Source organism: Pseudoalteromonas sp. SCSIO_11900 (assembly GCF_000576475.1).
In the GTDB taxonomy this organism is placed as follows: Bacteria; Pseudomonadota; Gammaproteobacteria; order Enterobacterales; family Alteromonadaceae; genus Pseudoalteromonas; species Pseudoalteromonas tetraodonis.
The window spans coordinates 2610788-2624005 of record NZ_KK070023.1; the positions used below are offsets into that span (position 1 = coordinate 2610788).

Consider the following 13218-nt stretch of genomic DNA (forward strand, 5'->3'; position numbering starts at 1 on the left):
TGTTAGTCTATGCCAAATTTATAAAAAATAGATTGGAAATATGTCTAAAATCCGTTCAATGAGTTTAACTACTCGCATCATGATTGGTATGGTGCTTGGTGTTGCAGTAGGCTTTATATTTCAGGCTATATTAGCTGGTGAAGACGATTACCTAATCCCTCTTGGGTTATTCTCTTTGCCAATTAAAGCCTTTTTTGTTGATGGCCTTTTTCATGTAGGTGGGCAAATATTTATAGCCAGTTTGAAAATGCTGGTTGTGCCTTTAGTATTTGTATCACTGGTATGTGGTACCTGCAGTTTAAGCGATCCTAAGAAATTAGGCCGTTTAGGCGGTAAATCAATTGGTTTATACTTAGTTACAACGGCAATAGCGATTACAGTGGCAATTACACTCGCGTTACTATTTAATCCAGGTGAAGGAATTGGGCTTCCTTCTCAAGCAAGCTACGACGCAAAAGAAGCGCCTACTTTAGCTCGCGTAATTATTGATATGTTCCCTACCAACCCTTTTGAAGCAATGGCAAAGGGCAACATGTTACAAGTAATTGTATTTGCTTTGTTATTCGGTATTGCAATGGCACTTAGCGGAAAGGCAGGTAAACGTGTCGCTACGGTATTTGAAGACTTAAACACCGTTATCTTAAAACTGGTTACTTTGCTAATGAATATTGCCCCTTACGGCGTATTTTTCTTAATGGCTAAATTGTTCACTACCATTGAACTTAACTTAATTGTGAGTTTAGCTAAGTACTTTGGCGTGGTTGTTTTAGCCTTATTATTACACGCATTTGTAAACTACACTCTACTGCTAAAAATACTCACGGGCCTAAACCCGCTCACTTTCTTAGCTAAAATGAAACACACCTGTTTATTTGCTTTTAGTACCTCAAGTTCAAGCGCAACTATGCCTATCACACTTGAAACGGCAACTAAAAAGCTTGGCGCTAATAATTCGGTCGCTTCATTTACTATTCCATTAGGCGCCACCATTAATATGGATGGCACTGCAATTATGCAGGGTGTGGCCACAGTATTTATTGCTCAAGTATTTAGTGTTGATTTAACTATTTCTGATTACTTAATGGTGATATTAACAGCAACGCTTGCCTCTGTTGGTACGGCGGGTGTTCCTGGCGTTGGCTTGATCATGCTGGCCATGGTATTAAACCAAGTAGGCCTACCGGTTGAAGGCATCGCAATTATAATAGGTGTTGATAGACTACTTGATATGACCCGTACCGCGGTAAACGTAACGGGTGACTGTATGGTAACCTGTGTCGTTGCTAAAAGTGAGGGTGAGCTAGATGAAAGTATCTTTAATGACCCTAATGCAGCTAAAGATTTAGAAGACTACCACAAATCTATTGATTAGTATTTCTGACAATAGTCATAAAAAAAGCCTTGCTACTTCGTTAAGTAACAAGGCTTTTTTGTTGGGTTTAAGTGATTAAATTATTAAGGGTGTAACGCCTTAAACTTTGACATTAAACTTACGCCCGCTTTATTCACACCATGGCTGAGCCCTATTGCAAGCTTTTCACTTAGCCCTTTTTTAACCTTGTATTGCACTTTATAAATTTGATATTGCTGTTGTTGCTCTAACAACGCATCATCGCTAGTTTTAATAGTATCGACTAACCCTTTTTCAATTGCTTGGGTTGCAAACCAATGTTCACCCGTTGCCACTAAATCCATATTTAAACTTGGGCGCTGAGTGCTCACAAACGTTTTAAACAAACCATGAGTTTGCTCTATCTCTTCGCGGAACTTTTCACGGGCTTTATCGGTATTTTCACCAAATAACGTTAGCGTACGTTTAAATTCACCCGCCGTAATTTGCTCAAACTCGACATCGTTCTTCTTTAATATTTTATTAAAGTTTGGAATTTGTGCAATAACACCAATAGAGCCAACAATTGCGAACGGCGCTGCAATGATATGATCAGCCACACAAGCCATCATGTAGCCACCACTGGCAGCGACTTTGTCTATTGATACAGTCAACTCAATACCAGCTGATTTAAAGCGTTGTAATTGTGATGCAGCTAAACCATAGCCATGTACCACGCCGCCACCACTTTCAAGACGAACTAACACTTTATCTTTTTTTGCATCCGCGATTGAAATAATCGCAGTCACTTCTTCGCGTAAACTCTCTACTTCATGTGCATCCATGCTGCCGTTAAAGTCAATAACATAGAGTCGTGATTTAGGCTCTTCTTTATCCGCTTTTTTTTGCTCTATTTTTTGTTGCTTTTGATAGGCTTTTAGCTCTTTTTTACCTAGCGTATTATTTAAAAAGCTTTCTTTTATATTGGTCAGCTGCTCTGATAGGTCATCAATTTCAATCTCACCTTTTTTCGCTTTTGGCTTTACAGCCGAGCTTACAATTAAGGTTAAAATCACAGCAATAGCAATAACAAAGGTAATGGTTTTTGCAAAAAATAAGCCGTACTCGTATAAAAATTCCAACTGTGTTCTCCGTTTATAAATTTCAGTCAATTTAGCATGCTTTAAAATAAAAAAAAGCCACTATACAGTGGCTTTTAGTACTTAATTGAGTGGTTGATTATTAATTCGTCACAACCTCAGTGTTTTGCACCATTAAAAGGCGCCCTCTTGAAGCTAGGTAAGTAGCAACCTGCAATTGCATTTCAGCATTTGCAGCTGCACTACCCGCAGCAGTAGAAGACTCTGCCTCATCCTGTGCAGGTGTTAATATTGACCCATGATGGCCGGTATTAAATTTAACTAAATAGCTAGCCCCCATCTCTGTTGGCGCTTGCGATGTACTTACTGTTTCTAACCCCATAAAGTTGGCTAAAGGAATTGTACCTGCAATTGGATTGTTAGCAGTCATTGGCGGATTAGCAGTCATCGGCGGAATAACTTGGTCTGGCTTGTTATTATCTGTGCCATCACCAACAACAACATTCATATACACGGGTGTTTCTAGTGCTTTAACCGTTGCTGCATAGTTGGTTGGGTCGCCACTATCTAATGCTGTTTGTGCTGCAAATACAAACTGCGTCATCACGCCCTTTATATTAGCAAGTTTATCGGTTTCTCCCGCCATAGTTAGCGATGCTGCAAATTCATTAAAGCCACAGCTTAAGAAGTCCTGCATGTCTGGTAACAAGGCGCCACAGTTCGATAACGCACCAGCATTTAAGAATGCATTAAACTCGTCAGCTTCAGCAGTTCCAGCTTTAGCAAGGACAGAGCCTTGAATAAATGGACCAAACGCGGCTGATTCTAACAAGAAGCTAGCAATACCGCCGCCGCCACTTGCTAATGCTACAGCGTTAACCTTAAACAATGGATCTACTTGGTCGTCTAATGGGCTATTAGCTTGTGCAATAAATGCAGGTGCTACAATTGAGCCCAGTGAATGGCCAATATAAGATACATCGGTATAACTGAGTGAACTATCACCGCTGAATCTTAAGCCTAAGCGTAAACCAAGTAAGTCAGCACTTGACTGACGCAAGCTGTCTCTGGCGACCAATAACGAGCTTAGGTTCATGTAACTAAGTACAGAGCCTTTTCCCGAAGTTGCATTAAAGTCATCAGTACCATCACCGTCTACATCTACACCACGCTCGCCATGACGAGGGTGGTCAATTGCAACTGTTGCAAAGCCTTGCAATGAAAGCTGCGCTGTTAGCGTTAACATGCTTTCTTTTTGTGTGGTTATACCATGTTGCATAATAACCACTGGCCAGCCATTTTCTGGCATAGCAGCAAAAGGCTCTAAACCTAAGCCTGTTCGGTACGCATTAACAACCGGTAAAATCGGTTTGGTAATTTGTACTGGCACAGTTGCCATGCTCTGCACTTTAGGAAGTGAGTTATATTTCGTTAGATGACGTGTAACGTCTAAGCCTACACCTAAATCACGCAACCGCCCATCACTTAACGCTGCACATTTTGCATCATTAACGCTAACAGGAACAGTAGGGAAACCTTCACCAGCTTGTGCTTTATAACCCATAACAGCTACTGCGTTATCACACATACCTTGCCAGTAAGTATCATTTAAATCATCAATACTTTTACCTTCAGGCGTGCCTAAATACATAGGTAGTTGAATACTCCCTTTTTGATATTGTGCCGCCTGAAATACGTTGGGGACTGCTCTACCTAAGTCCTCAAAGATATCCTGTACGTTTTGCATAGGCTGAGTTGGAATTTGCAACGCAGGGGTTGGAATTGTTGGCTCTGTTATACTTTTTGCTAAAATCTTTTTGATTGTGCCAAGCACAGGACCTGCTGATTGCATTGTCATGGCAGCCGAGTAAATAATATCGTCTTTAGTAATATCGCCAGAGCTTACCACTACGTTTTCGTAGCTGTTAACAGCTCCTTGCAGCGCAAGTTGTGATGGCGTTACTAAAGGCGCTTCTTGTTTAACAGTGGCATACGTTGAAGATGGTTCAATTGAGCGCCCTTCTGAATCTTTCAGTCCAGTCGTTAACACATTAATGTATGAACTACCGGCCTTAAATGGCTTAAGTGGAATAATAGCAACCGCGTCTCCAGAGCCTTGTGTAACAAAATCAACACCAAAGGTCAGTTCACCTACTAGTTTACATGCTGTACCAGCTGGTGCTTGCGAGCATTCGGCATCTGTTAGGCTTGCACCCATGATCACTTCAAAAATACGTACTGAGCCTGGTGAAGCTGCAGACGTTTCATCTAGACTAATGCCCGGTGGAAACGTTAAATCTATTTTAAAAGGAACTTGCGTAGACCAGCCATCAAGTGCCCCTAGTGCAAGTTGCGGATCTGCATATTCAGCTCGAGAGATAGAAACATTCTCGTCATTTAATTCCCCAGGAATATTGAGTGTGCCATCGCGCGTACCGCTCATTAATAAATCATTAGGAACCGAAATTACACCATTTGCAGGGTCAAACTTTACCGTAGCTTTTGGAATAACTGTAACCGAATCGTTTTTAACATCTTCTAACGTTTCTCCGCCGCCACAGCCTGCTAATGCAGCTGCAACTGAGAGCGAGAGTAGCATTTTTTTCATAGTGTTCTCCGCACAAATCTTATTTTTATAGTGTGTTTATAGTCAGTGTAATTAAGTTAAAATAATGTAGCTAGTATATTAATGAGACATTAGACCAGTTAAACTTAACGTAAACTTTCTAGTTTCGCCACCTAAATTTGTAATAAATTCGATTACTTGTCGATTTGCTATGTTAAAATCAAAAAAAATTTAAACATTGGTACTTTTATGCATACCTATCAAGCAACTGAAAACGCACTTAAAGACAAAGTAATTTTGATCACAGGCGCAGGTGATGGTATCGGCCGTGTCGCAGCTATTACCTATGCTAAACATGGTGCAACCGTTATTTTATTAGGAAAAACAACTAATAAACTAGAATGTGTGTATGACGAAATCGTCAATGCAGGCTACCCACAGCCAGCGATTGTGCCTATGGACTTAAAAGGTGCAACTAAGCAGAACTATCGTGATTTAGCCGCAACGATCGAAAGTCAATTTGGCCGCCTTGATGGACTATTAAATAACGCGGGTATTTTAGGTACTTTAGGGCCGTTAGAGCATTTTTGTTCATCAACATTCGAAAACGTCATGAAAGTAAACGTCACTGCACAAGCGATGATCACTAAAGCGCTATTCCCTGTCATGCGTAAATCAAAAAGTGCCTCAGTGGTATTTACCTCATCGGGTGTCGGTCGTAAAGGAAGAGAGTTTTGGGGACCTTATGCAATTTCTAAATTTGCAGTAGAAGGTATGATGCAAACATGGGCGTGTGAAGTTGAAAAAACGCCAATCCGTGTTAACTGTATTAACCCAGGCGCAACCCGTACATCAATGCGTGCAAGTGCATTCCCAGGTGAAGATCGAGATCTACTCGCAACACCTGAAGATTTAATGCCAACTTATCTGTATTTAATGAGCGATGACTCAAAAGATATCAATGGCCAATCGTTAGACGCACAAGCTAAAAAATAATATTTAGTTTTAAACGTAAAAAGCCGCTATAAAAAGCGGCTTTATTGTTTTATTAGTAGCGTAATTACTTACGTTTAGTCGGTTTTACACGTTGATTGTGCTTTTTAACCGCCTTACGAATTTGATTTATTTTCGCGCGCTTATCTTTACGCTTTTCAGGAATAACAGACAGTTTAGTTTGCGTTTCTTTGCCAAGTTTAACTGTTTTACGTAAATAGTTAACTGTGTCTAAATCGTACTCAATCCAACCACCTTGCGGTACACGCTTATCAAGCTCTAATTTACCGTAACGTATACGAATTAGGCGCGATACTTCCACATCTTGTGATTGCCATAAACGACGCACTTCACGATTACGACCTTCATTAAGCGTTACGTTATACCAACGATTAATACCTTCACCGCCCATAGGCTTGATACCAGTGAACTTTGCGGGGCCATCTTCAAGTTCTACGCCACGCAGTAAGTTTTTTATTGTTTCGTTAGTGACTTCACCAAATACACGTGCTGAATATTCGCGTTCAACTTCATAGCTTGGGTGCATTAAGCGGTTTGCCAATTCACCGTCATTGGTAAACAGCATTAGGCCTGAGGTATTCACGTCTAATCGGCCTACTGCTATCCAGCGATCGCCATCAATACGAGGTAAGCGGTCAAAAACGGTTCTACGACCTTCTGGATCTTTACGCGTACTTAACTCACCCTCTGGCTTGTTGTACATAATTACGCGACAAATTCTGTCAGCTTTTTCTTCTATTTTAACGGTATGGCCGTCAACACGAATTAAATCGGTTTCTTCAACCCTGTCGCCTAACTTAGCTACTTTACCATTTACACTCACACGATTTGCATCAATGTATTTTTCCATTTCACGGCGTGAGCCTACACCTGCACGGGCTAGGACTTTTTGTAACTTTTCACCTTGTATACTCATTTGGATGGTTCTCTCACAGAAGGATCACTTAATAACTGGGTAATTTTACTTTGCTGTTGCTCTGGCAATGCGGGTAAATCATTAAGTCCCGTTATCGAAAAATAATCTAAAAATTGTTTAGTCGTTGCATAAAGTGCCGGTTTACCGGGTACTTCTTTATGCCCAACTACTTTAATCCACTCTCTTTCAAGCAGAGTTTTAATAATATTTGAGCCAGTTGCTACACCCCGCACTTGCTCAATTTCACCACGAGTTATGGGTTGCTTGTATGCAATTAACGACAGGGTTTCGAGTAAAGCTCTCGAGTATTTAGGGGCACGTTCTTGCCATAAATTACTCAACCATGGACTTAAACTACTGCACGCTTGAAAACGATAGCCACTGCCTACCTCAACTAAACGTATTCCACGCGTCTGATAGTGAACTTGAATGGCCTCTACAGCATCATTAATGCGCGCCATAGAAATTGCTAAGTCGTTTAAAACCGTGTTCTTAAGATGACGTTTTGATACGGGCTTGCCTGCCACAAAAATCGCCGCTTCAATGATTTCAATTAATTGTTCATCACTAATTCGCCGACCAACCATAATCACTCTAAAGTTAATAAACACACACAGCCATCTATTATGACAGAACAACGGCAAACTAGGAAAACATATTAATAAAATAACATTTTATAGGTATAAAAAAGCCAGTGAAAAACACTGGCTTGGTATCAAGTGTATTTAATAATGTAATTTAGCTATTTTTTAAATTGCTCAAGTGCATCGTCCTCTGCAACAGAATCACCATGCTTTTGGATATAGCTATTAAACTCTTTTTTACTTACTCGTTTATCTTTATTGCTGTCCATGTAACCAAAATGATTTGAAATATCATCATCGTCAGCTTCAGAAACTGAAATAAAACCGTTGCTATCATTATCTAAGCTTTTAAAGTCATTTTCTATTTTATCAAACTTCGCAATATCAGCCTTAAATGCAGACTCACTCACTTCACTATCTGTAGCAACTTTCCCAGCATTTAGCTGCATATAAGCATCATATTCATTACGGCTTATTTGATTATCCATATTAGTATCTATATTCGAAAAGTGCTGCCAAATACTATCATCGTCGGCTTCTGTTTTAGAAATAAAGCCATCGCTATCGTTATCTAAGCTTGCAAAATCACTGTCGATTTTTTCTAAACCTTGATTAGAAGAACAAGCTGCTAAACTCAATGCGGCTAAAACAGTAGAAACTATCGTTAATTTTTTCATCAGACGTATCCTTGTATTAATAAATTTCAAATCTAGTAATACAAATACGATGCCAAAAAAAATAAACCATTAAAATCAAACAATTAAACAAAAACAACTTCTATTGCGATATTCAATAATGCAATTTTTGCAAGCTACTCTGGTAATTTTTGCAAAAAAAAGCTCGGTAAGAACCGAGCTATTTATATCTAAAACGGTAATTTAGATTGCAGCGTTTTGGTAACGCTTAACAAAATCAGTAACGCTTTGGCCATTACACTTTAATGAATTTAAGTTACCAATTTGCTTACGTACTGGTTGTAGGCCTTGCTTTACTGCAGTCATACATAACTGTGTTTCTTGGTGTGAATCTTTTGCAAATACTTCTACTTTAGACACAACTGATTGCGTTGCTTCTTCTTTTTTTGCAATGTCACGGATGTCTTGACCGTTACATAGGATACTTTTTGAATAACGTGATAAATATACACCGTGCTTTGCTGCCATTTTACGAGCAGCCGAAAACCCCTCATTGGCGCTTACTACACATAAGTTAGACTCTAATTTGTTGTCTTGGCTGTAATACGTATTGCTTTGCGCAGTAGCAGTTACAGAAACAAAAAGAGAGGCGGCTAAAAGTAATTGAGTTTTCATTAGGAGGTCCTATTTGAACGAGTTAAACATACGATTTTTGCGCACTATATAGACAAGTTTTAACATATAAATTGAATATTTTATTTATTTTATTGTTTAATATTGCATTTACAATGTTTAAACATTAAGCAAAAATTGATCAACATTTATGCAGCCATTTTCTCGTTTCAGTCATGTTATGTCGCTCCAAATACTGATACAATTTGGCCAACAATGAAAATAAATTTGAAGGTAAACTTTATGAAAGTGATTTCTTTTAATATCAATGGTCTGCGTGCTCGCCTACATCAGTTACAAGCTATTATTGATAAACACCAGCCAGATATTATTGGTCTTCAAGAGATCAAAGTGCACGATGAAGCGTTTCCGCTAGACGATGTACAAAAAATGGGTTATCACGTTTATTTTCATGGACAAAAAGCGCATTACGGTGTGGCAATGTTATGCAAAAAAGAGCCTAAGTCGGTATTAAAAGGCTTTTCCACCGACACAGATGAGTCGCAAAAGCGAATGATCAGCGTTACCGTAGAGCAAGAAAATGGCCGTGACCTACATGTTATGAATGGCTACTTCCCGCAAGGCGATAACATCAATCACGAAACTAAATTCCCTTATAAACGTCAATTTTATCAAGACTTAATGACTCACCTAAATAGTCATTACACGCCTGATCAAGATGTAATTGTAATGGGCGATATTAATATCTCTCCAACCGATTTAGATATTGGTATTGGTGAGGTAAACGCAAAACGCTGGTTAAAAACCGGAAAATGTTCATTTCAACCCGTTGAGCGTGAATGGCTAGCAACGTTATTAAACTGGGGCTTTAAAGACACCTTTAGAGAGCAAAACCCAGAAACTAACGATCAATACTCGTGGTTTGACTACCGCTCTAAGGGTTTTGTTGATAATCGTGGACTAAGGATTGATGTGGTTCTGGCAACGCATGACTTAGCAGCTCGCTGTATCGACACCGGTATAGATTACGAATTACGTGCTATCGACAAGCCTTCAGATCATGCCCCTATTTGGTCTGAGTTTAATTAACGATTATGCTAAGCGTGCAATTACAGGCATTACTGTGGATTGGTGTTATTGTTATTGGCTTTTTAAGTGTTAATAAATCAACATACGCCAATTTATTTAATACGCCAGCAAGGCAAACCGGTGTGTTTGCCTGCGCGCTGGTGCTCGCTTTACTATGGCGTATAAAAGCCGGTATTTTACCTGGTCTTGATCTTCATATACTGGGCATTACTGCTGTTACGCTGATTTTAGGCTGGCGTCTGGCTATTTTAAGTTGTGTATTAGCAACAGCCCTGCTAACTGCTTTTGGACAAATAGCATTCGAGCTGATTGCGGTAAAATTACTAATAAGTGCGTTTATTCCAGTATTATTAAGCTACTTCGTATTTATGCTTTGTTACCACTACTTAGCGCGGCACTTTTTTATCTATATATTTGTTTGTAGCTTTTTAACGGCTGGTGTCGTTGCTTGCGTTAACATTATACTCGGGGGTGTTTTTTATTACGCAATTGGCGAATATAATTGGCATCAGCTAACAGAAAACTACATTTATCTCAGTCCTATTTTAGCGTTTCCTGAAGCAATGCTAAACGGTATGGCAATAACTGTTATGATCACCTATCGCCCGCACTGGGTAAAAACTTTTTTTGATAAGGACTATTTAGGCTCATGAGTCTTCATTACCATTGCCCTATTTGCAAACTTCCATTGGCACTTAATGAAAAAACATTACGCTGTGATAATAACCACAGCTTTGATTTTGCCAAAGAAGGCTATGTAAACTTACTCCCCGTGCAAAATAAAAACTCTAAACAGCCCGGTGACTCTTTAGAAATGGTACAAGCAAGGCGTTCTTTTTTAGAGCAAGGCCATTATGCATTTTTACAGACGGCCTTAGCTAATTTAGTCAAACCGCTCAATGCAAATATAGTGATTGATTTAGGGTGTGGCGAGGGGTTTTACACCCATGCTATAGCAAATAACACGCAAGCTACTGTGTATGGTGTTGATATATCTAAGTCAGCGGTAAAATACGCAGCAAAACGATACAAACAATGTCAATTTAGCGTGGCATCAATAAGCCACGCGCCCTTTAATGATCACCTTGCTGATGTGTTAATTAGCGTGTTTGCCCCTTTGTTCGACGATGAACTTTCTCGCCTTGTTAAAGAGGATGGCTGTTTAGTGGTGGCAAGCCCTGGGCCTATGCACCTCAAAGAGTTGAAAAAATATATCTATAATACGGTAAATGAACATACTGAAGTTGCTACGCCAACAGGCTTTAACCAATCATCGCAACAGCTCATTACAGAGCAAGTGTCACTCACATTTAGCGACGTAAGAAATTTAATAATGATGACACCCTTTGCATGGAAGTTCAGACCCGAGCATTGGCAGGCACTTGAACAAAAACAGCATCATAAGGTTACCTTGTCATTTTATATTAGCCAGTTTGTTAAAACTGCTCTTTAGTAAAGGTTTTATCCATTTTATCAAACATGTCTTTTAACAATTCAGCAAGCTCCAAATAGCGGGGCTTGTTTTTCCCCATTTGTGCGTCGTAACCGTTGGCGACCATTTTTGCAAACAACTCGTTGTACCATTGCAGCATAGCGGGTTCTAATTCTGTTTGCGCACGTTTACCTAGCCATAAAAGCCCTTGTAACGGCAAGGAGATAAAAAATAGACTACTGGCAATAGCTTGAGGTAAAAAATCAGAGCCTAAATAATTAAGCTGAAAAAACAAAGTTAACATGGCTAAAATAGGCATTACTGTAATCGCAAGCTCGGTTGCTCTGATCACTTTAAACTCGGCAAATAATGGCGCGACCTCTTTGCGCATAGGCCATGTTTTAGCATAAGCGCGCCCTAATTGAACTTGTGATATCACACTTTTTTGCATTATAAATCCTCACAATCACGGCATTTAACACTTGTAAAAGCATCTTGCTTATAAAAGTGTAACACAACTCTCACTTTATCGGTAAAAATGCTTAATTTCATTAGTAAAACTCACAAAAAGCATAAATTATAGAAAGAATTCCACAAAGCCCTTTTAATAAAGTCAACTACACTTTAGTCTAGACCCATTTAAGCCTACAATGCTTATATATCAACCAAGTGTACTGATTAATATTTAAATGGAAAATGAATCTATGCCAACTCTGCCAAAAAAAACAAACCATGTTTTGGTACTTAATTGTGGAAGCTCAAGTTTAAAGTTTGCAATTATTGATGCAAACACAGGAAAAGACATTATTTCAGGTTTAGCTGAGCGCCTAGGTGCAGATGCTCCCTCAATAAAATATAAATTTAAGGGAGAAAAGACCACCATTAAACTTGCTGCTAATCAGGCACACGCGCATGCGATTGATACGCTGGTTGATTTAATAAAAGATCACAATCTTGATGAGCAACTAGTTGCTGTTGGTCATCGTGTTGTGCATGGCGGTGAGCATTTTACCCAATCAGTATTAATTGACGAACGCGTTACTGCAGGTATCACGCAAGCAGCCACGCTAGCACCTTTGCATGGCCACGCTAACTTACTGGGTATTTCATCAGCGCAAGCATCATTTAAAAATTTACCGCAAGTAGCCGTGTTCGACACGGCATTTCATCAAACAATGGATGAAGTCGCTTATCTTTATGCCCTTCCTTATCAGCTTTATAAAGACTTTGGTGTTAGGCGCTATGGTTTTCATGGCACCAGCCATTTTTATGTGGCAGGACAAACTGCGAAGTTGTTGGCACTTCCTATTGAAAACAGTAACTTTATTAGCGCCCACTTAGGAAACGGCTGTTCAGTGTGTGCGATTAAAAATGGCAAAAGTGTAGATACCAGTATGGGGTTAACCCCGCTTGAAGGGCTTATTATGGGTACGCGCTGTGGCGACATTGATCCGGGCTTATTTAACTTTTTAACCACGCAACTCGATTACACTGCTCAGCAAATTGATGACTTACTCAATCAAAAAAGTGGTTTATTAGGCATAAGCGAGTTGTCTAACGATTGTCGTACCATAGAAGAAGCCGCTATTGCAGGCAACCAGCAAGCTATGCTGGCACTTAATATGTTTTGTTACCGCCTCGCAAAACAAATAGCCGCTTACATGGTCCCGCTGCAACAGCTAGACGCAGTTATTTTTACCGGCGGTATTGGCGAAAATTCCGATATTATCCGTGATAAAGTACTTAAACAATTGGCCTTTTTAGGTATTAATTTAGACCCACAAGCAAACCTTGATGCACGTTTTGGCCAAGCTGGGTTAATAAGTACAGCTGATTCACGTAGCAAAGCGGTCGTTATGCCCACTAACGAAGAATGGGTGATCGCACTTGATGCCGCAAACATTACCAAGGAGTTATAA

At 39.6% G+C, this 13218-nt stretch carries 13 protein-coding genes; 6 read left to right on the forward strand and 7 right to left on the reverse strand.

Going from position 1 to position 13218, the window contains the following annotated elements:
• Nucleotides 1-40: 40 nt before the first annotated feature.
• Nucleotides 41-1372, forward strand: a complete 1332-nt coding sequence (locus BG00_RS12065; protein ID WP_013464802.1) for a dicarboxylate/amino acid:cation symporter — start codon at nucleotides 41-43, stop codon at nucleotides 1370-1372.
• Between the two features lie 83 nt (nucleotides 1373-1455).
• Here BG00_RS12065 and sohB read toward each other — a convergent pair whose 3' ends face one another.
• Both sohB and BG00_RS12075 read right to left on the reverse strand, forming a co-directional pair.
• Nucleotides 1456-2472: a protease SohB gene (gene sohB, locus BG00_RS12070; protein WP_036982853.1), complete on the reverse strand. Its 1017-nt coding sequence runs from the start codon at nucleotides 2470-2472 to the stop codon at nucleotides 1456-1458.
• 100 nt (nucleotides 2473-2572) lie between these two features.
• On the reverse strand, nucleotides 2573-5038 hold the full coding sequence (locus BG00_RS12075) for a VolA/Pla-1 family phospholipase (protein WP_036982854.1): 2466 nt from the start codon (nucleotides 5036-5038) through the stop codon (nucleotides 2573-2575).
• A gap of 207 nt (nucleotides 5039-5245) precedes the next feature.
• Between BG00_RS12075 and BG00_RS12080 the strand changes: the two genes are divergently transcribed.
• The gene (locus BG00_RS12080; protein WP_010389778.1) at nucleotides 5246-5992 is read left to right on the forward strand and encodes a YciK family oxidoreductase; all 747 of its coding nucleotides are present in this window, start codon (nucleotides 5246-5248) and stop codon (nucleotides 5990-5992) included.
• A gap of 64 nt (nucleotides 5993-6056) precedes the next feature.
• On the opposite strand, the gene rluB is transcribed toward BG00_RS12080, so the two are convergent.
• The 4 genes from rluB to BG00_RS12100 all read right to left on the reverse strand — a co-directional run bounded on the left by rluB (nucleotide 6057) and on the right by BG00_RS12100 (nucleotide 8820).
• A complete protein-coding gene (gene rluB, locus BG00_RS12085; protein WP_036982855.1) occupies nucleotides 6057-6926 on the reverse strand; it encodes a 23S rRNA pseudouridine(2605) synthase RluB in 870 nt (289 codons plus the stop codon).
• A complete protein-coding gene (scpB, locus tag BG00_RS12090) occupies nucleotides 6923-7513 on the reverse strand; it encodes an SMC-Scp complex subunit ScpB (protein ID WP_036983469.1) in 591 nt (196 codons plus the stop codon). The genes rluB and scpB overlap by 4 nt, the downstream gene beginning before the upstream one ends.
• A gap of 155 nt (nucleotides 7514-7668) precedes the next feature.
• Nucleotides 7669-8187: an EF-hand domain-containing protein gene (locus BG00_RS12095; RefSeq protein ID WP_036982856.1), complete on the reverse strand. Its 519-nt coding sequence runs from the start codon at nucleotides 8185-8187 to the stop codon at nucleotides 7669-7671.
• Between the two features lie 201 nt (nucleotides 8188-8388).
• Complete coding sequence (locus tag BG00_RS12100; protein WP_036982857.1) at nucleotides 8389-8820, reverse strand: hypothetical protein; 432 nt, start codon at nucleotides 8818-8820, stop codon at nucleotides 8389-8391.
• Between the two features lie 240 nt (nucleotides 8821-9060).
• Between BG00_RS12100 and xthA the strand changes: the two genes are divergently transcribed.
• The 3 genes from xthA to rlmA are packed head-to-tail and all read left to right on the forward strand — an operon-like array spanning nucleotide 9061 to nucleotide 11320.
• Nucleotides 9061-9867: an exodeoxyribonuclease III gene (xthA, locus tag BG00_RS12105; RefSeq protein ID WP_013464795.1), complete on the forward strand. Its 807-nt coding sequence runs from the start codon at nucleotides 9061-9063 to the stop codon at nucleotides 9865-9867.
• A 5-nt stretch (nucleotides 9868-9872) separates the two neighbouring features.
• Nucleotides 9873-10520, forward strand: a complete 648-nt coding sequence (locus BG00_RS12110) for an energy-coupling factor ABC transporter permease (RefSeq protein WP_013464794.1) — start codon at nucleotides 9873-9875, stop codon at nucleotides 10518-10520.
• Nucleotides 10517-11320, forward strand: a complete 804-nt coding sequence (gene rlmA / locus BG00_RS12115; RefSeq protein WP_036982858.1) for a 23S rRNA (guanine(745)-N(1))-methyltransferase — start codon at nucleotides 10517-10519, stop codon at nucleotides 11318-11320. The genes BG00_RS12110 and rlmA overlap by 4 nt, the downstream gene beginning before the upstream one ends.
• On the opposite strand, the gene yfbV is transcribed toward rlmA, so the two are convergent.
• A complete protein-coding gene (yfbV, locus tag BG00_RS12120) occupies nucleotides 11304-11750 on the reverse strand; it encodes a terminus macrodomain insulation protein YfbV (RefSeq protein WP_036982860.1) in 447 nt (148 codons plus the stop codon). The genes rlmA and yfbV overlap by 17 nt on opposite strands.
• A 253-nt stretch (nucleotides 11751-12003) precedes the next feature.
• Here yfbV and BG00_RS12125 point away from each other — a divergent pair, with 253 nt between their 5' ends.
• Nucleotides 12004-13218 (forward strand): acetate kinase, encoded by a 1215-nt coding sequence (locus BG00_RS12125; RefSeq protein WP_036982861.1) that lies wholly within the window; start codon nucleotides 12004-12006, stop codon nucleotides 13216-13218.